The following is a 23635-nucleotide window of genomic DNA, read 5'->3' as shown; positions in this document are numbered from 1 at the left end:
GTTCACCGTGAACGCCTCGGCGGCGGGCACGGCGACCCTGGCCGTCCGCTTCGCCGGCGGGGCCGGGGGCAGCCGTCCCGCCGGCCTGACCGTCAACGGCGCGGCCGCGCAGTCGGTGTCGTTCGAGAACACGGGCGCGTGGAACACCTGGGTCACCAAGACGCTGACCGTCACCCTGAACGCGGGGAACAACACGATCCGGTTCACCCCCACCGGCAGCGCAGGCCTGCCGAACATCGACTACATCGACGTGGAGACCGGCGGCACGACACCGCCCCCCGGCGGCACGCTGTACGTGGCGCCGAACGGCACCGACGGCGCGCCCGGGACGCAGGCGGCCCCGACGACGCTCACCTCGGCGATCACCCGCGTGGCCCCCGGCGGGACGATCTCCATGCGCGGCGGGCGCTACGACTTCTCCCAGACGGTCACCATCGCCCCGGGCAACAACGGCACCGCCGGCGCCCGCAAGAAGATCTCGGCCTACCCCGGTGAGACGCCGATCCTGAACTTCTCGGCCCAGAGCGAGGACCCGGCCAACCGCGGCCTGGCCGTGGGCGGGTCGTTCTGGCACATCCACGGCATCGTCGTCGAGCGCGCCGGCGACAACGGCATCCTCCTGGCCGGCAACGACAACATCATCGAGCGCACGATCACCCGCTTCAACCGCGACACCGGACTGCAGCTCTCGCGCCTGGTGGCGGGCGCGCCCCGCGAGCAGTGGCCCTCGCGCAACCTCGTCGTGAGCGTGGAGTCGCACGACAACGCCGACTCCGACGGCGAGGACGCCGACGGCTTCGCCGCCAAGCTCACCTCCGGCCCCGGCAACGTCTTCCGCTACGCCGTGGCCCACAACAACATCGACGACGGCTGGGACCTGTTCACCAAGACCGACACCGGCCCGATCGGCGCGGTGACCGTCGAGGACTCCCTGGCCTACGGCAACGGCACGCTCAGCAACGGCGGCCAGGCCGGCAACGGCGACCGCAACGGCTACAAGCTCGGCGGCGAGGACATCGCGGTCGACCACGTCATCCGGCGCAACATCGCCTACGACAACGGCAAGCACGGCTTCACCTTCAACCGCAACCCCGGCACGATGACGGTGTCGAACAACGTCGGCGTCGGCAACGCCGAGCGCAACTTCAACTTCGACGGCGGAACCTCGGTGTTCCGCAACAACACCTCGTGCGACAGCGGGTCCAACGACCGGATCATCGGCAACGCCGACGGCAGCAACCAGTTCTGGTCCGGCTCCAACGGCTCGCGCTGCTCCTCCTACACCGGCGCCCTGGGATGGTCCTTCGCCGCCGACGGACGCCTCGTCGTGACCTTCGGCGGCAGGCCCGTGACGCCGTGACGATCCCCGCGGGCCGTCCGCCGGGCGGCCCGCGGGAAGGGCTCAGGACCTGACCTCAGGACGGGCCGGGGTGTCCGGGAGCCGGTAGACCGCGCAGTCCGCCGCGCGGAACCGCAGCGTCGCGAACTCCCCGATCCTCGGGCTCAGGTCCTCCCGGTCCTCCTCGACGAAGAGCCAGCGCACCCCGTGGTGCTCGCGCAGGCGGCGCACCGCCTCGGCCGAGGGCGCCGTGAAGACCGTCTCGTTCAGCGAGAGCCTCCCGGTGTCCCAGAACGGGATTCCCGTCACCGATGCCCCCGGTCGCCACCGGTCCAGGTTCCTCGCGGTGTACGCCCAGCCCTCGACCAGCACGCGCCGTTCGGTCAGCGCGGAGATCCAGAAGTGCCGGCTGTCGCAGGGGGCCCCGGCCCGCCAGACGCAGTGCGCGTTCGTGGCGACCAGCTCGTCCGGGCGCGAGTGGGCCCGCAGCCACCGCCCGGCGGTGAGCATCCCCGCCGGGACCTCCCCCGCCGCCGGCCGGCTCACCCGGTAGACGCCGTTCTCACCTCCCCCGTACGCGATCGACAGGGCGCGGGCGTGCCAGGCCGAGAGGGGGCCGACGGCCGTGACCAGGGCGATCAGCAGGGCCAGGTCGCGCGGTCGCCGCCCGGTCGCGACCAGGAACACCAGCGCCGCCGCCACGACGACCGCCACCGCGACGAAGGGCCGGTACAGGACGTCCTCGTCGCGGCCCGCCACGAGCGGGACCCGCACGTCCGACACGACGCGGACCAGGTGGGTCAGGACCACCCCCGCTGCCGCCGCCCCCGCCAGCGCCAGGCGCGACACCCCGCTGCCGCGCACGACGACCAGGAACCCGTGGGCCGCGGCGACCGCCAGACAGGGGTAGGCACCCTGGAGGAAGTAGCCCTGGTTCAGGGCCGGCCCTCCCAGCAGCGCCGTCGCGCCGATCCCGGCGGCGCCGACGCCCAGGACGAGGACGGTGGCGGGGCGCGCGAGCGAGCGCGGCCGGCTCAGCAGCCCGGCGATCCCGCACCAGGTGACGGCCCAGCACGCGGCGTACAGCAGGGTGATCCCGGCCAGGGAGGCCGGCGGCGGCTGGGCGTGCTCGCCCAGGCCGGTCAGCTCGCCCCAGGTCCTGCGCATCAGCGCGAGCGGATCGAGGGACATCGCCTGCCGGGCACCGCCGAACAGCACCGTCTGCGCGTACAGCAGGCAGGCGGCGGTGATCACGAGCGCGCCGAGCACGGCCCAGGGCGGCCTGCGCCGCCTGACCGCCTCGACCACGGCGAGCGCCGCCAGCCCCGCGAGGAGCATGGGCAGGTAGGTGGCCTTGGCCCCGGCCACCGCCGCCAGGAGGATCGCCACCAGCACCCACCGGCCGGCGCCGTGCCGCCGCCCGCGCTCGAAGGCGTCGATCAGCAGCAGGACGACGGGCGCGAACAGCAGGGCGCCGAAGGTCTGGGTGGGGCTCTCCCACGCGGAGTGCTGGACGCCCGTCCAGGTGAACAGGCCGTTGGTGTTCGCGTACAGGCTCGGCACCGCGACCAGGACCGTTCCCGCGACGGCCAGCGCCGACCCGGCCCGGGAACCGGTGACGCGGTGCCCGATCGCCCCCACCAGGACGACGAAGGCGACCAGCATCGGGAACATGCCCAGGCGGAAGAGCAGGACCAGGGGTTCCAGGCCGGTGACCCAGCTCGCCGCCGCCAGGTGGGCGTAGACGAACCAGTGGTAGAGCAGGGGCTCCCCCGCCACCACGGGCACGGTGGGCGGCACGTGGTGCCTCAGCTCGCCGACCAGCGCCAGGTGGTACGGGATGTCGAACAGGGACGTCCCCGCCGCCGGCCAGGTCAGGGCGGTGGTCCTGAAGAACGTGAAGGAGCTCCAGGCGGTCACGTGGACGACGAGCAGCGCGAGGAACCACGCGTACCAGGCGGGCTCCCGTGTGCGGGCCACGCCCCTGAAGTGCCCGCGCAGCCGGGGGACGGCGGCGAACACGGCGCAGGTGCCGAGCGGCCACAGCAGCACGAGCGGCGGCGCCCCCGCCGCCCGGGCGGCGATGTAGACGGGTACCTCGACGGCGTACCCCAGCGCGAGCCCGAGCGCGAGTTCCTCGGCGAACGCGAGCGTGCGCGCCCCCCGGTAGAGGGCCCGGACCAGCAGCAGGCCCGGGAGCGCCACCCCCAGCGCGACGTACCCGCCGAAGACGGCCGTGTCCGCGACCGGGACGCCGTAGAAACGCAGCGCGGCCGCCACGACGGCGACCGCGAACACCGCGGGCGCCCATTTCCCCGCCCGCCGGAGAACGCGGTTCACCCCGCGGTCCGGCGTTCTCCGCCTTCCCCGTGAAAAGGTTCCGCGAGTGGCGGATGCGGACGTTCCCATCCGCGCCGTGACCTCCGGTGCACCGGGCGCGGAATCGTGATCGGTCACAGATTCTGTCATGAGTGCGATTCTGGCGACCCGGACGCGCGGGCCGGGCGCGCGACCCCGCGCCGGGAGAGGTTTTGCCCGGCGTTTGCGCAGCTCGTAGCCTGTCCGGCGGACGCGCCGCATCACGCCGCCACCGCGCGGACACCGCGTCAGAACGGCGCGGGAACGGCGCGGCAACGGCCGGGACACGGCGGCGGGGCCACGCCGGACGGGACGCGCCAAAGGCATCTCGAAAGGCGATGACTGTCATTTCCTGCTATTTAATGATTGTTCTCCGCCGACACCGGTTCCGCCGGAGGGCGACATCCGCCGACGGCTCCGGAAGGTGGGTTACCGTCGAATATCCGGCCCGGCCCCGATGGACCGGATCCATATTCGCGACATCACCCGGAACGGGGATTCCCTATGCTCGACTTCCTCATCGGCAGCGGACGGTGTGGTTCCACCCTCCTGTACGAGGTGCTCACCCGCCATCCGGAGGTGGGGTTCGTCACCAACCTGGACGACCGCTTCCCCCGGACCCCGGACGCGGCGAAACGCGTCGGCGGCGCGGTCTACCGCCGGACACCGGCCGACTTCCCGGGGAAGCGGCTGCGGCCCTGCGAGGCCCACCGCGCCCTGAGGCGCGAGGTCTCCCCGCTGGTGGTCGACTCCTTCCAGGATCTGACGGCCGCCGACGCCACCCCCTGGCTGGCCGGGCGCATGCGGACCTTCTTCGCGACCCGGGCGGAGGTCCAGCGATCCGGCCACTACCTGCACAAGTTCACCGGGTGGCCCCGCGCCGCGTTCCTGCACGAGGTGTTCCCCGAGGCGCGGTTCGTGCACATCGTGCGCGACGGGCGCGCCGTCGCCAACTCCTGGCTGCAGATGCCGTGGTGGCGCGGGCACCTGGGCGCGCCGGGGTGGCACTTCGGCCCGCTGCCCGAGGACTACGCCCGCGAGTGGGACGAGGCCGGCCGCTCCCAGGTGCACCTGGCGGGCATCGGCTGGAAGCTCCTGATGGACGCCACCGAGACGGCGCGCGCGGCGGTGGCGCCGGAGTCGTGGCTGCAGGTGCGCTACGAGGACCTGCTGGCCGACCCGCGCAAGCAGACCGACCTGGTCCTGGAGTTCCTCGGGCTCGCCTGGACGCCCGCCTTCGAGCGGGACTTCGCGCGCCGGGTGTTCTCCCCCGGCCGCTCCGAGGCGTTCCGCCGGGACCTCACCCCGGCCCAGCTCTCCCTGCTCGACAACTCGCTCGCCGTTCACCTCCACGAGCTCGGCTACCGCCCCTGACCGCCGCGCCGCCTCTGACCGCCGCGCCGTCTCCGTGTCGTCTCCGTGTCGTCCCCGTGCCGCCGTCGTCCCGCCCCCATGCCCGCCGCCGTGCCGCCGGCGGCAGGTGCGCCCCGGTGCCGGCGGGCTCCCCCGGCGCCGTCAGGTACGGCGCGTCGTCTGCGCCAGTTCCTCGTAGAGGCTCTCGAACCACTCCGCCGTGCCCGCCATCTCGACGCTCTCCGCGCTGGCGGCCGCCCCGGACCGCAGCCGGCGGTGCACGGCCGGCTCCATCGCCCGCAGGATCCCGGCGGCCAGCGCGTCCGGCGACTCCGGTTCGGTCAGGATGCCGTTCCAGCCGGAGGAGACCAGTTCCGGGATTCCGCCCACGTCGGTGGAGACCACCGGCACCCCGGCCGCGAGCGCCTCCATGACCACCACGGGCAGCCCCTCGTAGTGCGAGCTCAGCACCAGCAGGTCGGCCGCGGCGACCAGCCGCCCGGCCTGGCGTACCTGGCCCAGCACGCGCACCCGGTCGTGCAGGCCGCGCCGTTCGATCTCACGGACGACGTCCTCGCGCAGCGGCCCGTCCCCGGCCAGCAGGAAGACCGCGTCGTCCCGTGCCGCCAGTACGGTGGCGGCGGCCCGGATCAGCAGCGCGTGGTTCTTCTCCGGCCGGAAGTTGGCCACGCAGACCACCAGGAACGCCCCCTCGGGCACGTCGAACCGGCGCCTGACGATCCCCGACCGCAGCGCCCAGGAACGCTGCTCGGCCACGTCCACGCCGTGCACCCGGGTCAGCAGGCGGCGTGCCCCGCGCACCGAGGGGGAGCGTGCCACCTGCGTGGAGACCGCCACCGTCCGGTCGTCGAGCCTGCGGGTGAGGTAGTCGAGGACCATGCTGACCGCCGCCGTCACCCGGCGGAACCGCACGGTGGTGGGACGCCGGCAGTAGTGCACGGTGGACACCAGGAGCGGCCGGCGGGGGGTGAGCCTGGCCGACAGCCACAGCGCGGCGGCCGGGGTCGGCGAGTGGACGTTCAGCACGTCCGGGGCGAGCCTGCGGACGGTGCGGACCAGGCGGGCGTAGACCAGCGGGCGCGGGTCCCGGCTGAGGTCGACGACCGCGATCCCGGAGGCGCGCAGCCGCTCGATGAGCTCGCCGGTGGACGCCTGGAGACAGACCACGGTGTAGTCCTTGTTCACCCGGGGCGCGCGGCGCAGCCGTTCGACGAGGAGCACCTCCACCCCTCCGGCGTCGAGGGTCTTGACGACCTCGCACACCCGCAGCTCCCGCGGCGTCCCCGGTGTCCCCGCTGCCCCCGGCTCCCCCGCGCCCGGCAGGGACGGCCCGGTCACCGGGCGGTCCCGGGGGTGGCCGCGGGCTGCGGCGGGGGCACGGGATCGGGCGCGCGCCGGGGCAGGGCGGACCGGAACCGCTCCCGGGGATCGGTCGCGCTCCACGCGAGCGCGGCGAGCAGGCTGACGATCAGCATGATCGGCATCCGCTGGCGGAAGATCAGGCCGATGTTGGCCATGGTGGTCGCGTAGGCGATCGTGCCGGGGACGATGAAGAGCACGAGGACGAACAGGAGCGTCCGGTCCCGGGCCCACAGGCGCCGGGCGCCGCGCAGCGCGTTGTAGAGGAGGTAGTACCAGATGAACGTGTCCACCTTCCCGAACTGCAGCGTCAGGCTGCCCGGCGTCCACGGGAACGGGGCGAGCAGCGTGTAGAGCAGTTTGGGGGCGAGCGCGCTCCAGGCGTCGCCGCCGTCCTCGAACAGCACGCCCGACCCTCCCCCGGCGTTGGCCCGGCGGACCGACTCCGACTGCCCCAGCTCCAGCTGCTCCTGCAGCATGGTCAGGGACGCGCCGCCGTCCATCCGGGCGAGCAGCACCACCAGGGGGACGAGCAGCAGGGTCGAGACGACCACGGAGCGCACGGAGAGTTTTCGCTCCATGGGCGACAGCCCCACCACCAGCGGCAGGGCGCACATGAACACCATGTAGGGGCGCACGTGCCAGAGCGTCCACAGCAGCGGGACCATCAGGAGCAGCTTGCGCACGTCGAAGCGCTTGACGTTCGAGGCCACCAGCCACAGGCAGGTGACGACGAGGAAGGCGTTGATGCCGTCCTTGAACGTGTCGGAGGTGTGCACCAGCAGGGCCGGCAGGAAGGCGACCACGACGAACAGCCGGAACGCCGCCCGTTCACTGGCGCCGATGAGCTGCGCGAACCTGTACATGACGATGCACAGCAGGCAGGCCAGGGTGGCCACCACCGCCGTGCAGGCCAGGGTGGCCGGCCCGTCGCACAGGTAGACGACGACGGCGAAGAGGTTGCAGGGCACCTCCATGGAGTGGATGGCCGCGATCTGGTCGCCGGTGACGAACCGGAAACCCGACTGCCTCCAGTAGGTGGCGATCTCCCCGGCCCTGGCCAGGTAGGTGCGGTTGTCCCCGCCGTACTCGATGATGCGCGGCCTCATCACCAGGACGTGCACGACCAGGCGGGTGAGGAAGGCCAGAAGGAGCACCGGCAGCAGCCGGTTGGCCTGGCGCACCCCCAGCCCGGTGTAGGTCACGAAGACCAGGAACGCCGCCATGAAGACGACGAGGAAGTACTCCATGGACGGGTTCACCTCGAAGTCGCGTCGGGGGCGTGCGCCGCGCGGGGCGCGCGGGGGGCGCGGGGGGCTCGGCGGGGCGGCGGAGCGGTCATTTGACGCCGCGGACGACGTACATCCCGCGCCGGCGGACGATCGAGACCTCGCGCAGCCCCAGCTCCTCGGTCCAGCGCCTGATCGTCCGGCGGAACTGGGGTTTCTCGTAGCGCGGCGAGAACCAGTCGAAGGTGTCCAGCACCGACCACTCCAGCGTCGTCGCGGCGTCCTTGAGGCCCAGGTGGCGGTGGTTGGCCACCGGCACCAGCCGGGCGAGTCCCTGGCCCACGCCCGGGACGGCGCTGAGCGCCATGGACAGCGGCAGCAGGCGCGGCACCGCCCGCTCCACCAGCGGGTACAGCCGCTCGGGCGGCATCCGCCGGGTGAAGGGGCGGATCAGCTGCCGCAGGTGCGGGTAGGCGACCGGCGCCGCGTAGACGTCGACGCAGAACCGGCCCCCCGGCCTCAGGTGGCCGAGCAGCGTCGTGAACGTCCGCCGCACGTCGGGCGTGTGCTGGATGACCCCGAGGCAGACGACGAAATCGAAGGACTCGCGCGGAAGCGGCAGCTCGTAGACGCTCGCCTGCAGGAGCCTCAGGTTGGGGAAGCGGCCGTTGGAGGCGGCGTTGGCGTGGACGGCGCCGGAGAGGTCGAAGGAGGTCACCAGGGCGCCGGTCTCGCAGAGCACCTCGGTGAACCGGCCCGCCCCGCTGCCGCACTCCAGCACGGTCCTGCCGCGCAGCTCGCCGGCGGACCAGCCGCTCGCGCTCATCAGCCGGTCGCGGGAGATGGGCATGCCGACGTGGGAGTCGAGCTGTGTCAGCCGGTGCCTGTTCCACTGGAACCCGAACCCGTCGGCGTAGCCGTCGGAGGGGACGAACCGGGGGACGCCGCGGTCGACGGGGTAGCCCGCCCCGCACCCGGCGCATCGCAGCCCGCCCTCGCCGTCCGGGGAGCCGCCGTCCGGGGAGCCGGCGTCCGGCGGGTCGCCGGAGCCGCCGCTCAGGGCTCCCCCGCACCGGGGGCAGCGAAGCGGCGGGTGCCGGGTGACGCCGGTCCCCGTACCGCCGGTCGTGTCTTCCACGAAGGTCATCCGGTCACCCGTTCAGCGAGAGGGAAGGAAAGGTCCGCGGCGTCGGGGCCGGATCCCGGGGCCTGCCACGGGGGTCCGCCACGGGCGTCCGCCGGGCGGGCGGCCTGCACGCCGGGTGCCCGCGACGAGCCGGAGTCGTGCCCGTCCGCCACGTTCGTTCCCAAGCTCGCACGCCGCCGGCGGGCCGGGCGGCGCGGCGGCTCCCCCGCGAGCAATGATCTTCACGATCCTTACCCCGCCTTGGGACTCCCCGCGACGCGCCCTCGCAGGCCGCCGGCCGCGACCGGCGACACGCCCTCGCGGGCCGCTGGTCGCGGCCACCCCGCTCCGTTACCGTGATCTTGCAGAACGTCACCGCCGGGGACCGCCCGCGACGGCGAACGGGTACGGCCCCGCGGGCGCCGGCCCACGAGCGCCACCGAGCAATGGAGGACCCGATGTGCGGGATAGCCGGAGTCGTCTCGACGTCACACCCGGATCCGGAGCTCGTCCGGCGCATGTGCGACGTGATCGCGCACCGGGGTCCCGACGGCACGGGTTTCCACACCGACGAGCACGCCGCGCTCGGCATGCGCAGGCTCGCGATCGTCGACGTGGCGACCGGGGACCAGCCCGTCCGCAGCGAGAACGGGCGGGTCGTGTCGGTCTTCAACGGGGAGATCTACAACTTCCCCGAGCTGCGCCGGGAGCTGGCGGGACGGGGGCACCGGCTGCGCTCGTCCGGTGACTCCGAGTGTCTCGTCCACCTCTACGAGGAGCACGGCCCCGACCTGGCCCGGCTGCTGCGCGGCATGTTCGCCTTCGCCGTCTGGGACCGCGACCGCCGTCGGCTGGTCCTGGCCAGGGACAGGCTCGGGAAGAAACCGCTGTACTGGTGGGCCGACGAGAACTCCATCCGGTTCGCCTCGGAGCTGAAGTCGCTGGCCCGCGACCCCGGCATGCCCCGCGAGATCGACCCGGTCGCGCTGCACCACTACCTGACCTACCGCTACGTGCCCGCCCCCTGGTCGATCTACCGGGGCGTGCACAAGCTGCTCCCGGGCCACGTGCTGGTGTGGGAGCGGGGCCGCATCACCGTGGACCGCTACTGGCGGCTGGACCGCACCCCTCGGCCGGTGACCGACGTGCGCGAGGAGGAGGAGCGGCTGCGCGAGCTGATCCTGGAGGCGACCCGGATCCGCATGGTGAGCGAGCGCCCCATCGGCGCGTTCCTGTCCGGCGGGATCGACTCCTCCGCCGTGGTCGCGGCGATGGCCATGCAGAGCAGCGAGCCGGTCAAGACCTTCTGCGTCGGCTTCGACGACGGCCGCTACGACGAGCGCGCCCACGCGCGGCAGGTCGCCGAGCGCTACTCCACCGACCACCACGAGCTCATGGTGACCGCCGACGTCCCGGAGGTGCTGCCGCTGCTGGCCTGGCACTTCGACGAGCCGTTCGCCGACTCCTCGGCCGTGCCCAGCTTCTACGTGGCCCGGCTGAGCCGGCGACACGTCACCGTGGTGCTCAACGGCGACGGCGGCGACGAGTGCTTCGGCGGCTACCAGCGCTACGCCCTGATGAACCAGGCCGGCAGGATCCCGGCGATGCCCGGCGCCGTGGCGGCGATGTCCGCCCGCGCCGGGACCCTCATCACCGAGCAGAGCCGCTACCGCTCCCCGGCCCGTTTGCTGGGCCGGCTGATGCGCTTCGCCGCCGAGCCTCCCGCGCGCCGCTACACCGGCCTGATGTCCTGCTTCACGCCCGGCCAGAAGGACGAGCTGTACGAGCCGGAGCTCCGCGCGCACCTGGCGGGGACCGACAGCGGCGCGCTGATGGAGGAGGCGTTCCTGGGCTCGTCGGCGACGACCACGCTGGGACGGGTGCAGGACGTGGACGTCGCCGGCTACCTTCCGTACGACCTGCTGGTCAAGGTCGACATCACCACGATGGCCAACTCCATGGAGGCCCGCTCGCCGTTCCTGGACCACCACCTGATGGAGTGGGCGGCGGGGCTGCCCGACCCGCTGAAGGTCCGCGACCGGCGCACCAAGCTGCTGCTGCGGCGGGCGGTCGCGCCCTGGCTGCCCGGACGGCTGCACAACCGCCCCAAGCGGGGGTTCGGCGTGCCGCTCGCCGCCTGGCTCCGGGGCGAGCTGCGCGAGCTCGCCCACGACACGCTCACCGACGACACCGCCCGCGGCAGGGGACTGTTCCGGCCCGAGGTCGTGGCCGGCCTGCTGCGGCGGCACGACGAGGGCGCCGACCACGGCGACCGGCTGTGGGCGCTGCTGCAGTTCGAGCTCTGGCACCGGGCCCACGCGGTCCCGGACGGCACCGTCCTGGCGGAGATCGGATGCCCGGGGTCCTGAACGGGAGCGGCACCCGGGGGCGGACCGTCCAGACGATGGCCAGCCACCTGGTGCGGCTGACGCTGGCGGCGCTGACGGGCATCCTCATCGCCCGCACCCTCCAGCCGGAGGGGCGCGGCGTCTACGCGATGATCGCCACCACCGGCGGGATCGCGATCGTGCTGGGCAACCTGTCGATCGGCAGGTCGCAGATCGCGCTCTGGTCCGATCCGGCGCGGCACCGCGCGCTGACCGGCAACGGCCTGCTGCTGGGGCTGTTGTCCGGTGTGGGCTCGGCGCTGGTGACGCTGGCGGCGGTGACCGCCTTCACCCCCGTCCCCGCGCCTGAACTGCTCGTCGTCGCCCTGCTGGCGGTGCCGTTCGGCGTGGCGGCGGTCAACCTGAACGGGATCGCGCTGCTGCGCTCGCGCAGCGACCTGGCCAACCGGGGCGTGGTCGTGACGGCGCTCGTGCTGAACCTGCCGATCCTGGTGCTGTCGGCCGCCGGAGAGCTCACCGTGGCGGCGGTGATCGTCTGCTGGGCGCTGGCCATCAGCGCGCCGTTCTGGCTGCTCCTCGGGGCGCTCGGGCCGCGCGCCATGCGCGCCGAGGCGGCGCTCGCCCGCCGCCAGCTCGCCCTGTCGTGCCGCTACCATCCCGGACTGGTCGCGTTCCACCTGTTGCTGACCGCCGACGTCTTCCTGCTGAGCGCCCTGGTCTCCCCGGCCGAGGTGGGCCTGTACACGGTCGGGACGGCCCTGCTGACCTTCTCCCGGGTGCCGGGTGACGCGGTCACCCAGGTGGTCCTGCCCCGGCAGACGGTCGAGGACGGCGCCGACGCCCGGGACGTCACCGTGCGCGTGCTCCGGCTCAACCTCGCGCTCTCGGCGCTGTCGGCCGGGGCGCTGGCGGCCGTCGCGCCCCTGCTCGTCCCCCTGCTGTACGGCGCCGCGTTCGCCGGCAGCGTGGCGCCGCTGCTGCTGCTGGCGCCGGGCATGGTCGCGCTGTCGCTGCTGCGGCCGGTCGAGCAGTACCTGATCCGGCTGGAGCGCCCGATGACCATGACGGCCGTCGCCGGCGGCGCCCTGGCGCTCGACCTCGCCCTGAACCTGGTGCTCATCCCCCGCTGGGGCGCCTCGGGCGCCGCGCTGGCCGCCACCGTGAGCTACACGGCCATGGCCGCGGTGGAGATCGCCTGGTTCGCCGGCACCACCTCCACCTCCCCGCGCGACCTCCTCCCCCGTCCCTCCGACCTGAGAGCCGCCCTCGGACCCACCGCCCCGGTGACAGCACCCCCCTCATGACCCCCGCCGGGGACCAGCCCTACGAACCCCCCGGGGACTCCCGTGAGGCCGCGCCGGCGACTGGACCGAGGAGGGAAGGAGCGAAGCGGATGAGCGACGAGGGAAGGAGCCGGACAAGAGCGGCCTCACCGCGACGCGCAGCGTCGCCATAGGCACGGCCGAACCGCGACGCGCAGCGTCGCCATAGGCGCTGTATCACGTTTAGGTAGGGAGTAGGAAAAACATCGCGCCGTCCCCGTGATGGTGTCGGCTGACGGATCCGGTGGAGAACTAGTTTCTCCGACGTGAGCCAGGCCTGTCAGCAAGGAGCCTCCATGAAGCCAGACGGCCGGATTCGCGTCATGGAGATCATCGCGCGAATGAACGTCGGCGGTCCCGCCACCCAGGTCTCGGGACTGCACGAGCGGCTGAACCGCGAGGAGTTCGACCACCGTCTCTACACCGGCCACGTCGGCGCCGGGGAGGGCGACCATCTGCTGCTGCACGGCGCGCGCGCCCCGGTACACCACGTCCCGGGCCTGGGCCGCTCCGTCAGGCCCGGCGACGACCAGCGCGCCCTGTTCTGGCTGGTCCGCGCCATGCGGTCGTTCCGGCCGCACATCGTGCACACCCGCACCGCCAAGGCGGGGGCCCTGGGCCGGGTGGCCGCCCGGTTGTCGGGCGTCGGCGCGGCGCGGGCGCACGTCTTCCACGGCCACCTGCTGCACGGCTACTTCTCCCCGGTCAGGCGCGGGCTCTACGTACGGTCGGAGCGGCTGCTGGCCCTGCTGACGGACCGGCTGGTGACGGTCGGGACCCAGGTCAGGGACGAGCTGCTGGAGGCGGGGATCGGCCGGCCCGAGCAGTACGTCGTCATCCCTCCCGGGGTGCGGCTGGGCCCGGTGCCCGGCCGCGAGGAGGCCCGCGCCGCGCTGGGCCTGCCGCAGGACGCGCCCGTGGTGGCGTACGTGGGGCGGCTGACCCGAGTGAAGCGGCCCGACCGGTTCGTCACGGTGGCCCGCACCGTGCTGGGCCGCGTCCCGAACTGTCACTTCGTGGTGTGCGGCGGGGGCGAGCTGGCCGAGCGGCTGGAGCGGGAGACCGAGCCCGTGCGCGGTTCCTTCCACCTGCTGGGCTGGCGCGCGGACACCGAGACGGTCTACGCCGCGGCCGACGTGGTCCTGCTGACCTCGGACAACGAGGGCACCCCGGTGACGCTCGTCGAGGCGGGGATGGCGGGCGTCCCGGTGGTCTCGACCCGGGTGGGGAGCGTCGCCGAGGTCGTCAGGGACGGCCACACCGGCCTGCTGTCGGGTCCGGGCCCGGACGAGCTGGCGGCGCACGTCGTCCGGCTGCTGAACGATCCCGGCCTGGCCCGCCGGATGGGCGAGGCGGCCCGCGACTGGACCGCGTACGCCTTCGCGGTGGACCGCCTGGTCGCCGACACCGAGAACCTCTACCGGTCGCTGTGCCCGGCGCCCGGCCGCGATCCACTGCCCGAGGGGAGCAGCCGATGAGGGTCCTGGTGACGGGCGGGGCGGGTTTCATCGGCGCGCACCTGTGCCGGACCCTGGCGGCCAGGGGCGACGTGCGGCGCGTCACCGTGCTGGACGACCTGAGCAGCGGCGATCCGGCCAATCTCGACGGGGTCGAGGCCGAGGTGGTGACCGGCAGCATCCTGGACAGGGATCTGCTGGGCGACCTGACGGCCGACGTCACGCACGTGATCCACCTGGCCGCGCGGCCGTCGGTGCCCCGGTCGCTGGCCGACCCGCTGGCCTCGCACGCCGTCAACGCGACCGGCACCCTGTACGTGCTGGAGGCGTGCCGGGCGAGCAGGCCGCACGTGATCCTCGCCTCCTCCTCCTCGGTCTACGGCGACCGTCCCGAACCCCGCAAGCACGAGGACCTGCCGACCAGGCCGCTCAGCCCGTACGGGGCCGGCAAGCTGGCCGCGGAGGCCTACGCCCTGGCCTACGCGGCCAGCTACGGCCTGCCGGTCCTGCCGTTCCGCTTCTTCAACGTCTACGGCCCGCTGCAGAGCGCCGGGCACGCGTACGCGGCGGTGATCCCGGCGTTCGTCTCGGCGGCGCTGCGCGGCGAGCCGGTGCCGCTGCACGGCGACGGCGGGCAGGCCAGGGACTTCACCTACGTGGGGTCGGTGACCGAGATCCTCGCCGACGCCGCCGCCCGCGGGGTGACGAGCACCAGGCCGGTGAACCTGGCCTTCGGCACCCGCGTCTCGCTGCGGCAGCTCATGGACCTCCTCGGCGAGATCCTCGGCCGCACGGTCGAGACGGTCCCGCTGCCGCCCCGCCGGGGCGACATCCGCGAGTCCCAGGCCTCCAGCCGCCTGCTGCGCGAGCTGTTCCCCGGCGCGTGCCCGATCTCGCTCGAGGACGGGCTGCGCCGGACGGTGGCCTGGTTCGAGGGGACGCGGGCGCCGGGCGCGGATGCCAGACTCGGCGCGTCCGCGTGAACCACCGCCTCCTGTCGGCAACCCAGTTCTCTCCAAGCACGCGATGAGGAGCAGCACGTGAGCAAGGCATCAAGAACCCGCTATCTGATAACGGGTGGCAGCGGATTCATCGGATCGCATCTGGCCGACGCGCTGCTCGCCCGCGACGACTCCGTCGTCGTCCTGGACAACCTCTCGACGGGGCGGCTGGAGAACCTCCGGCCCCACCCCGACCTGCACTTCGTGCACGGTTCGGTGCTGGACGAGCTCATGGTGGACGAGCTGGTCCACCGGTGCGACGTGGTCGTCCACCTGGCGGCGGCGGTGGGCGTCAAGCTGATCGTCGAGCAGCCGCTGCGGTCCCTGACGACCAACATCCGGGGCTCGGAGATCGTCATCGAGGCCGCGCACCGCTACCGCAAGAAGATCCTGATCACCAGCACCAGCGAGATCTACGGCAAGAACTCCTCGGGCGCGCTGCGTGAGGACTCCGACCGCATCCTGGGCAGCCCCGCCGTGGTCCGCTGGGCCTACAGCACGGCCAAGGCCGTCGACGAGATCCTGGCCAACGCCTACCACAAGGAGCGCGGCCTGCCGACGATCATCGTCCGGCTCTTCAACACCGTCGGCCCGAGACAGAGCCCGACCTACGGCATGGTCATCCCGAGCCTGGTCCGCCAGGCCCTGTCGGCCGCGCCGCTCACGGTCTTCGGCGACGGGACCCAGACCCGGTGCTTCGCCCATGTCGCCGACGTGGTGGACGCGCTGCTCGGGCTGCTCGACGAGGACGCGGCGATCGGCGAGACCTTCAACATCGGCTCCTCGGACGAGGTCAGCATCCTGGAACTGGCGAAGATGATCATCGGGTTCACCGGCTCCACCTCCGGGATCGAGCTGGTGCCCTACTCCGAGGCCTACGAGCAGGGGTTCGAGGACATGACCCGAAGGGTCCCGGACACGGCGAAGCTCCGTGCCCTCACCGGCTGGGTGCCGCGGCGCGCTCTCGACGAGATCCTCATGGAGATCATCGACGCGTCCTCGGGGGCTCCGGCGACGTTCCCGCGGTGAGCGGGACGATCGCCCTCACCGCGGGGACGGCCTGCCTGATCAGCGCGGTGGCCGTGGTGCCGCTGCGGCGCCTGGCACTGCGCTGGGACCTCACCGACCAGCCCGGCGGGCACAAGGCGCACGCCAGCCCGACCCCCTATCTCGGCGGTGTCGCGATCACGGTCGGCACGGTGGCGCCCACCGCGGTCGCGCTCGGCGTGGCCGACCTGCAGATCACCGCGATCCTGCTGGCCGCCGCCGCGGTTTCGCTGCTGGGACTGATCGACGACTTCTCCCCGCTGCCCGCGCTCACCAGGCTGACCGTGGAGACCGTGGTCGCCGTGGGGGTGGTGCTCTCCGGCGTCCAGGCCACCGTGACCGGGACGTGGCTGGACCCGGTGCTCACGACGGTGTGGATCGTCGTGATGACGAACTCCTTCAACCTGCTCGACAACATGGACGGCGCGCTGGGCGTCGTCACGGCCGTCGCCGCCGTCCTGCTCGCGGTGACGGCGACGTTGCAGGGCCATGTCGCGCTCGCGGTGCTGCTGGCCGCGCTCACCTGCGCGTGCCTGGGCTTCCTGCCCTACAACTGGGCGCCCGCCCGGGTGTTCATGGGCGACTCGGGGTCGCTGTTCATCGGTTTCACGCTGGCCTGCTCGGCGACCGTGCTGGTCGCGGGACGCCCCCCGGACGCGACGATCGCCGGGTTGTTCCTGCCGACGTTCGTCGCGACCGTCGACACCTGCGTGGTCTTCCTGTCCCGCCTGCTGACCGGGCGGTCGCCGTTGCAGGGCGGCACCGACCACGTGTCGCACCGGCTGCGGCGCGCCGGTCTGGGGACCCGCTGGGTCGCCGTCACGCTGGGCGTGATCACGGCGTTCACCGGTGTCCTCTGCCTGGCGACGGCCCTGGGCCGGTTGTCCCCGCTCGTCGCGACGGTCGTGGCAGGCGCGATCGCCGGTGGCCTCGTGGGCCTGCTGCGGGACATGAGCGTCCGCGTGTCCGTCCGAACCCCCCAGCCCCTCCAGAGAATCCGCGAAAGGCGACGTTGACATGGAACTGCTCTACTACGTACGGCTCGCGCGCCGTAACTGGCCGCTCATCCTGCTGTCGCTGGTCGTCGCGGTGAGCGCGGCGGTGGCCGTCACGGCCAACACGCCGCCGAAGTACGTCGCGACGATCTCCATGCTGGTCTCCGGCCACGACAAGGAGGGCAGCCTGTCCACCGCCTACCAGGCGGGGATCCTGTCGGCGCAGCGGGTGCAGTCGTACGCCACCCTGTTGTCCACCCGGCGGGTGCTCAGCCGGGTCACCGACGACGCCGACGTGGAGCGGCTGCAGGCGAACATCACGGCCGAGGCGGTGCCCGGGACCGTGCTGCTGCGCGCCACGGTCGCCGACCCGGTGCCCAAGCGGGCCGCGGAGCTGGCCAACGACCTGGGGGCGAGCTTCGCCGACCTCATCGACCAGATCGAGCGGCCCACGTCCTCCAGCCGTCCCACGGTGAAGGTCACGGTGGTCGACCACGCCGAGGTGCCGCAGGAGCCGGTCAGTCCGAAACCGCTGGTCAACCTGGTGCTGGCCGTGCTGCTCGCGCTGCTGGCGGTGATGGCCGTCATCGTCGTCCGCGACCACCTGGACACCACCATCAAGACGCCGGAGGCGCTGCAGGAGGCGTCGGGCAGCTCGACCCTGGGGATCATCGGCTACGAGCGGGACGCGAAGCACCAGCCGCTGATCCTGCGCAACAACGGCCGCTCGTCCAGGTCGGAGGCGTTCCGCACGCTCCGTACCAACCTGCAGTTCATCGGTGTCGACCGCCAGCCCAGGTCGCTGGTGGTCACGAGCTGCCTGCCGAGCGAGGGCAAGTCCTCCACCTCGGTCAACCTGGCCATCACGCTGGCCCAGGCCGGGTGGCGGATCGTCCTGGTGGACGGCGACCTGCGCCGCCCCACGATCCCCCGCTACCTCGGCATCGAGGGGAACACGGGCCTGACGGACGTGCTGATCGACAGGGCGCGCCTGAAGGAGGTCATCCAGGTCTGGGGCGAGCCGGGCATGTCGGTGCTGCCGAGCGGGCAGATCCCGCCGAACCCGAGCGAGCTGCTCGGCTCGGGCGGGATGCGCGAGGTGCTGACCCAGCTCACCGAGACCTACGACATGGTCATCATCGACGCGCCGCCGCTGCTGCCGGTGACCGACGCCGCGACGCTCAGCGCTTTGTGCGACGGCACCCTGCTGGTCAGCCGGCACGGCAAGACCCGCCGCGAGCACATGGTGCGCGCCGCCGCGCTGCTGGCGTCGATCAACGCCCGGGTGGTGGGGACGGTCCTGAACTTCGTCCCGCCCCGGCACGAGACCTACTTCGGCTACGGGTACGGCTACGGGTACGGCTACGAGCCGGAGGTCAAACGTCCGGTGGGGGTGTGAGCAGCCGGAGCGGGGCGGCCAGGGACCTGGTGACGGTCCGTCCCGCCAGCCGGTAGGCCAGCCAGGAACCGCCGTAGGGGTCGGCGATGTCGGGCTCGTCGACCCGCACCAGCCCGCGCAGGGCCCGCGCCTCCTCGACGAGGACGCGGGCCCTTCGCACGGGGTCGGCGTGGCGCAGGATCCGCTCCGGTTGTACCGCCCGGGCCAGCGCGCCGAACTCGGCGATGGTGAAGGTCCGGGTGGCCGCGGCCAGGTGCAGGGTCACCGCCTGCGCGCGGTGCCTGCTGGTGGCCGTCAGCACCAGGTCCGCCGCGGCCACCCGGGCGGGGGTGAGCAGGGAGGAGGTGAACCCGGCCGGGTCGCCGCCGAGCCGGGTCAGGGTGCCTCTGGCGCGCCGGTCCATCTCCATCCCCGGCCGGGCGTGGGTGCCGGCGCTGCTGACCCGGACGGCCGGGCAGGGGCCCAGCGCCGAGCGGGTCAGCCGCTCGGCCAGCGGGGAGCGGCAGATGTTGGCGGTGCAGACGAACAGGATGTGGAAGCGGACGCCTCCCCGCGGAGCCCGCTCGTCCCGGGGGTCCCGCCAGCAGCGCGAGCCGCAGTCCTCGTGCTCGGAGGGGGCCCACCGGCCGATCCCGGTGGCGCGCTCCTCCCCGGCCACGAGACCCGGCGTGGTTCCGGTGGTCCCCGGTGAAGCCCTCATGACGTGAGGGTAGATCGGTGCCGGTGCGCCGCGGCCCGCGGCGCACCGCTCTTTGCCCTTTCATACCGGCTCGCCGCGCACCGGCCAGCGCGGTGGGCCGGTGGCGGTGCCGTCGTCAGGGGGCGCATCCGCGCGTGTCCTGGGTGACGCGGGTCCGCTGGGGTCTGACCAGCGGCTGTACCGGGACCAGCGGCGGTTCGTTCGAGACGGGTTCGGTGAGGTCGAACTCCAGGGACCTGGACTGGCCGGGGGCGAACTCCACCATGGTCGAGTAGACCGGGTGGGACCGCTCGGTCTCCCGGATGATCGGCGCCCGGTCGCCGTCGAGCCGGGCGGCGGTCGCCTCGGCCCCGACGCCCGCGTACAGCGACACCCACAGCAGGTTGGACCCGGGGCGGTGCCGGCCCATGCCGGCGTTGTCGAGCCGGCCGGTCACGTAGGAGGGCAGCGTCTTCCTGGGGACGTCGTTGGTGAGGCGGACGCGCACGGTCGAGACGCGCCTGCCGTCCCGGCAGTGGCCCAGCCGGTAGTGCAGCGAGCGTTCCAGGTAGTAGTCGAGCTTGCCGCCGGCGGAGTTGTTGACCACCAGCGCGGCGAACGGCCCGGGCCGGGACGGCAGTACGCCGCCGAGGGGGGTGCGTGCCAGCAGCCGCTGCTCGGCCGGGTGGCGGCTCCAGACCTGCAGCCGCCGCTCCCCCACCATGCCGGCCAGTACGGGCAGCAGCCTGGCGGGGTTGGAGAAGGCGGTGGGCAGGGCCTCGCCGACGGCGCGCGCGATCCCCATGAGGAACACCTTGCGCGCCAAGGGGTCGGGGAAACGGGCGTAGGCCACCCGCTCGGTGAGGTCGACGACGTTGCCGGCCGTCACGACCTGTCCGCCGGGCGCGGTGACCGGGCCGATGACCCGGAGCAGGTGGGCCAGGCCGACCGGGTCGGTGGCGATGGCGCCGTCGAGCCGGGTGCGGGCCTGCCGCTCCCACAGCCCGGTCCAGATGGCCGCGGCGTACGGGAAGTGCGGCGAGAGGTTGGAGACCGACAGCATCCTGGTGGCGTTCGGCCCGTAGCGCCCGCGGAACCCGGGGCCGGGGTCGGTGACGGGGACGGGGCTGGTGTCGAGGTCGTTGTTGGAGGAGAGGCGCTCGATGACGATCTTGCCCCGGTCGAGGCGGAGGATGCCGAAGGCCCCCACCAGCCCTCCGGTGCCCCGCGCCTCGGCGTTGGTCTGGAAGGCCAGGAAGTAGCGGCGCGGATCGTCGCCCCCGAGCATCGGGGGGAGCAGCGTCGCGGCGGTCACCGCGTCGCCCAGCATGCCGCGCAGCTCGTCGATCTCCCTCAGCGCGGTGCCGCGGGCCTCGTCCAGCGCCTCGACGCCGGTGCGCGCCGGGGTGGACGCCAGCAGCGAGCTCACCCTGGCGAGCCGCGTGACGGCGTCGTCCAGGACCGGTGCCGCCGCCTCGACCGCGGCCAGCAACCGCCTCGAACCGCCCGGCGAGAGGGTGGCGCCCAGCGAGGCGGTACCGCCCGGCGAGGGAGTACCGGCCGGTGGGGCGGCACCGCCCGGGGCGGGGGTACCACCCGGGGCGGGAACGCCGCCCGGTGCCGGGGAGGCCGGGGTGATGAACGCCGCACCGGCGTGCTGGAGGTCGTCCAGCACGCCGGTCAGTTCCGCCACCCCCTCGGACAGTCCCCGTACGGTGCTCGCGGCGTCTCCCATCATCGGAAGGTGGGTGAGCAGGGACCAGTCGGCGCCCCCGGTCAGCCGCCGCGCCTCGGCGGCGTGCCGGCCGGCGTCCGCGAGCGGTGCGGCGAGCAGCGACGGCTGCCCCGTGCTCACCGCGGCGCGCAGCCTGAGCAGCGCGCCCCTGGTCGCCTCCAGATGGTCTCGTACGCTCAGACCGAGGTGAGCCGACCAGCCCCCGGCCGGCACGAGGACGGCGACGAGGGCCAGCAGGCAGATGACGGCGGTCCGGCGGTGTCGTCTAGTGGGCACTGGACGATCGACGGCGCCGGATGGAGATCAGGGTGCCGACGATCCCGGCGGCCAGCAGGCCACCGCCGACCGTGGCCACGGTCGTCACCGGCGTACCGGTGAAGGGCAGCTTCTCACCCGAGCCCCAGGAGGCGTCGCGGAAGCATCCGCCGCCACCGCAGCCGCCGCCGCAGCGGTCACCCTCGCAGCCGTCACGCGCCTCCAGGGCGACCAGGGCGACGTTCCTGGCCTTCAGGGCCAGATTCTCCGCCGCGGTGGCCAGGTCGGCCGCCGCGGAGGCGAGCTCCTCGGCGTTGGACGCGACCCGCGCGGCGTTGGTCGCCACCGCGGCCGCGGCCGCGTTGGTCGGTGCCGCGAGCGCCGCGATCGCCGTGGCGTCGGAGGCGATGTCCGCCGCCCTGTCGGCGATGGCCTTGGCCCTGGTGGCGATGTCCCGCGCCCTGGCGGCGATCCTGCCCGCCTCGGCCGCGATCCACGCCAGGTCACCCGGGCGGGCGACCGTGACGCCGGAGACGATCGGCCGGGAGGCCGAGACGAGCTCCACGGTGGCGGGCGCGAGCCTCGCGGCGGTGGCCTCGGCGTTCTCCGCGTCCCTGAGGGCCTCCCTCGCCTCCTCGACGGCGGACCGCGCGGCGGGGATGTTGCCCGCCCCGACCTCGCCGGCGACGTCCTGCGCCGCCCTGGCGATGTCCTCGGCGTCGGACGCGACGTCCTCGGCCTCCTCGGCGACCGCCTCCGCGTCGTCCAGGACGTCCTGGGCCTGCAGCGCGACCCGGTTGGCCGAGGCGACGTAGTCGATGACCGGTGGATACGGCTGCGCGTGGAAACCGGCGACCGAGGCCGGCGCACCGGTTCCGGCGGTCGCGGTTCCGGCGATTCCAACGCCCAGCCCGCTCCCGGCCATCACCGTAAGAAGGATGGACATTGTGTATTTTTTGACCATTTCGAACTCCTCATGGCAAGTATTCAGGCCAGGAACACAGCGCTTGGAACACAAGCGACATGCCTCCGGAACCCGTTATATTTGACTATCGAAAAAGGCGGCTTATCCGGCTCACCGCACTTACCGAATGATCACTCACTGTTCTCCGATCTTTGATGTTCACGGGCGAGGCGGACGCGCCGCGCGCGGCCCCCGGTCCGGCCGGGCGCGCCGGTCTTTCGCGCCCCGTCCCGTCCCTAGACTTCGGATATGCCAACCGCATTGATCACTGGGGCGACGGCCGGCATCGGTGCCGCCTTCGCCCATCGCCTGGCCGCCGACGGCTTCTCCCTCGTCCTGGTCGCCCGCGACGGCGAGCGCCTGACCGACGTCGCCGAACGGCTCCGCCTGCGCCACGGGGTGAGCAGCGAGGTGCTCGTCGCCGACCTCGTGTCCGAGGAGGGCCTGCGCGCGGTGGAACGGCGGCTCGGCGAGGGTGTCGACCTGCTGGTCAACAACGCCGGTTTCGGTCACCCAGGCCACTTCCTCGACGTCCCCGCCGAGCAGGAGGTGCGGATGCTCAGGCTGCACTGCGAGGCCGTGCTGCGGCTGACGCTGGCCGCGCTTCCCGGGATGAGGGACCGCGACCGGGGCGCGGTGATCAACGTCGCCTCGGTGGCGGCGTTCTTCGCCCGCGGTTCCTACAGCGCGTCCAAGGCGTGGGTGGTCAACTTCAGCGAGTCCGTCGCCCTGGAGATGTCCGGCGGCCGGGTGCGCGTCATGGCCCTGTGCCCGGGGTTCGTGCGCACCGAGTTCCACGAACGTGCCTCGATGGACGTCTCGAGCATCCCCGGATTCCTCTGGCTGTCGGCGGACGACGTGGTCCGTGAGGCCATGCGCGACCTGGCCCGTGGCGTGCGGGTGAGCATCCCCGACCTGCGCTACAAGGCGCTCGTCCGGGTCGGCCGCCTGATCCCCCTCGGCCTGACCGGCCGGCTCACCCGCCGCTTCGGCCGCCGCTAGGACGACGGCCGGGGTGGCGGCGTCCCCCGCCGCCACCCCCGCCGCCACCCCGGCCGCACGCCCCCGGATCGAGGCGCCCCGGACCGGGACGCCCTCGGGCCGGGACGCCTCTGGACCGGGACGCCGACGGGACCGGTGAAGTCGACGGCCCGTGACGTCAGCCGGTCACCGGGAGGTTCCGGTTGACCGGACGGGGAACGAGGGCCCGTCCGGGAGAGCGGTCCTGGTGCCCGCGCGGCCCGAACCACTGGTCACCGAACCGACCCCGGTCGAATTCTTCTGGGTTGTCCCCGCCTCGCCGCCCGCGCCGGCCCTCCTCGTCATCGTCGGGCGGGATGATGATCTGCCCCCTCCGCGGGGGTCGCCGCGTGTTGGTCGGGCTCACCGTGGGCGTGGGCGTCACCGTCGGGGTGACGGTGGGAGTGACCGTCGGGGTGACGGTCGGGGTCACCGTGGGAGTGACGGTCGGCGTCACCGTCGGAGTGACCGTCGGGGTGACGGTGGGAGTGACCGTCGGGGTGACGGTCGGGGTCACCGTGGGAGTGACGGTCGGCGTCACCGTCGGAGTCACCGTCGGGGTGACGGTGGGCGTCACCGTCGGAGTGACCGTCGGAGTGACGGTCGGCGTCACCGTGGGAGTGACGGT

18 protein-coding genes are annotated in these 23635 nt (G+C 73.2%); 11 read left to right on the top strand and 7 right to left on the bottom strand.

All coding sequences use genetic code 11. The features are described 5' to 3' along the window. Positions 1-1360, top strand: a 1360-nt coding sequence (locus AB0G16_RS26610; RefSeq protein WP_362810384.1) for a carbohydrate-binding protein, incomplete at its 5' end; no start/stop codon positions are given. A 42-nt stretch (positions 1361-1402) separates the two neighbouring features. Here the strand turns inward: AB0G16_RS26610 and AB0G16_RS26605 are convergent. Next, complete coding sequence (locus tag AB0G16_RS26605) at positions 1403-3679, bottom strand: hypothetical protein (protein ID WP_362810381.1); 2277 nt, start codon at positions 3677-3679, stop codon at positions 1403-1405. Between the two features lie 522 nt (positions 3680-4201). On the opposite strand from AB0G16_RS26605, the gene AB0G16_RS26600 reads away from it, so the two are divergent. Further along, a complete protein-coding gene (locus AB0G16_RS26600) occupies positions 4202-5071 on the top strand; it encodes a sulfotransferase (RefSeq protein WP_362810378.1) in 870 nt (289 codons plus the stop codon). A gap of 141 nt (positions 5072-5212) precedes the next feature. Here AB0G16_RS26600 and AB0G16_RS26595 read toward each other — a convergent pair whose 3' ends face one another. From AB0G16_RS26595 to AB0G16_RS26585, 3 genes are all read right to left on the bottom strand, one after another. After that, a complete protein-coding gene (locus AB0G16_RS26595) occupies positions 5213-6409 on the bottom strand; it encodes a glycosyltransferase (RefSeq protein ID WP_362810375.1) in 1197 nt (398 codons plus the stop codon). Beyond that, positions 6406-7680 carry a hypothetical protein gene (locus AB0G16_RS26590; protein ID WP_362810372.1) on the bottom strand — a complete coding sequence of 425 codons (1275 nt, stop codon included), beginning with the start codon at positions 7678-7680 and terminating at the stop codon, positions 6406-6408. Before AB0G16_RS26590 ends, AB0G16_RS26595 begins: the two co-directional genes overlap by 4 nt. Positions 7681-7768: 88 nt before the next feature. Continuing rightward, positions 7769-8806, bottom strand: a complete 1038-nt coding sequence (locus AB0G16_RS26585; protein WP_362810369.1) for a class I SAM-dependent methyltransferase — start codon at positions 8804-8806, stop codon at positions 7769-7771. Positions 8807-9243: 437 nt separating this feature from the next. On the opposite strand from AB0G16_RS26585, the gene asnB reads away from it, so the two are divergent. The 7 genes from asnB (at position 9244) to AB0G16_RS26550 (ending at position 18354) form a co-directional block, all read left to right on the top strand. After that, entirely contained in the window at positions 9244-11154 is a 1911-nt protein-coding gene (asnB, locus tag AB0G16_RS26580) for an asparagine synthase (glutamine-hydrolyzing) (RefSeq protein ID WP_362810366.1), read from the top strand. Next, positions 11139-12437 (top strand): polysaccharide biosynthesis C-terminal domain-containing protein, encoded by a 1299-nt coding sequence (locus AB0G16_RS26575; RefSeq protein ID WP_362810363.1) that lies wholly within the window; start codon positions 11139-11141, stop codon positions 12435-12437. Before asnB ends, AB0G16_RS26575 begins: the two co-directional genes overlap by 16 nt. Positions 12438-12751: 314 nt before the next feature. Then, positions 12752-13933, top strand: a complete 1182-nt coding sequence (locus AB0G16_RS26570; protein ID WP_362810360.1) for a glycosyltransferase — start codon at positions 12752-12754, stop codon at positions 13931-13933. After that, positions 13930-14895, top strand: coding sequence for an NAD-dependent epimerase/dehydratase family protein (locus tag AB0G16_RS26565; protein ID WP_362810357.1), 966 nt, complete (start codon positions 13930-13932; stop codon positions 14893-14895). Before AB0G16_RS26570 ends, AB0G16_RS26565 begins: the two co-directional genes overlap by 4 nt. A 57-nt stretch (positions 14896-14952) precedes the next feature. Further along, positions 14953-15942: an NAD-dependent epimerase/dehydratase family protein gene (locus tag AB0G16_RS26560; protein WP_362810354.1), complete on the top strand. Its 990-nt coding sequence runs from the start codon at positions 14953-14955 to the stop codon at positions 15940-15942. Next, entirely contained in the window at positions 15939-16976 is a 1038-nt protein-coding gene (locus AB0G16_RS26555) for an MraY family glycosyltransferase (protein ID WP_362810351.1), read from the top strand. The genes AB0G16_RS26560 and AB0G16_RS26555 overlap by 4 nt, the downstream gene beginning before the upstream one ends. A 1-nt stretch (position 16977) precedes the next feature. Continuing rightward, positions 16978-18354, top strand: coding sequence for a polysaccharide biosynthesis tyrosine autokinase (locus AB0G16_RS26550; protein WP_362810347.1), 1377 nt, complete (start codon positions 16978-16980; stop codon positions 18352-18354). On the opposite strand, the gene AB0G16_RS26545 is transcribed toward AB0G16_RS26550, so the two are convergent. The 3 genes from AB0G16_RS26545 to AB0G16_RS26535 form a co-directional block, all read right to left on the bottom strand. Then, entirely contained in the window at positions 18332-19054 is a 723-nt protein-coding gene (locus tag AB0G16_RS26545) for a hypothetical protein (RefSeq protein ID WP_362810344.1), read from the bottom strand. The genes AB0G16_RS26550 and AB0G16_RS26545 overlap by 23 nt on opposite strands. A gap of 115 nt (positions 19055-19169) precedes the next feature. Further along, on the bottom strand, positions 19170-21044 hold the full coding sequence (locus AB0G16_RS26540) for a DUF4012 domain-containing protein (protein ID WP_362810341.1): 1875 nt from the start codon (positions 21042-21044) through the stop codon (positions 19170-19172). Continuing rightward, entirely contained in the window at positions 21034-21969 is a 936-nt protein-coding gene (locus AB0G16_RS26535; protein WP_362810338.1) for a hypothetical protein, read from the bottom strand. Before AB0G16_RS26535 ends, AB0G16_RS26540 begins: the two co-directional genes overlap by 11 nt. Positions 21970-22236: 267 nt before the next feature. Between AB0G16_RS26535 and AB0G16_RS26530 the strand changes: the two genes are divergently transcribed. Both AB0G16_RS26530 and AB0G16_RS26525 read left to right on the top strand, forming a co-directional pair. Then, complete coding sequence (locus AB0G16_RS26530) at positions 22237-22989, top strand: SDR family oxidoreductase (RefSeq protein WP_362810335.1); 753 nt, start codon at positions 22237-22239, stop codon at positions 22987-22989. A 368-nt stretch (positions 22990-23357) separates the two neighbouring features. After that, on the top strand, positions 23358-23635 hold a 278-nt coding region (locus AB0G16_RS26525; RefSeq protein WP_362810332.1), incomplete at its 3' end, for a hypothetical protein.

The organism is Streptosporangium sp. NPDC023615, assembly GCF_040640155.1.
In the GTDB taxonomy this organism is placed as follows: domain Bacteria; phylum Actinomycetota; class Actinomycetes; order Streptosporangiales; family Streptosporangiaceae; genus Streptosporangium.
This window is presented reverse-complemented; position numbering and strand designations above follow the sequence as displayed.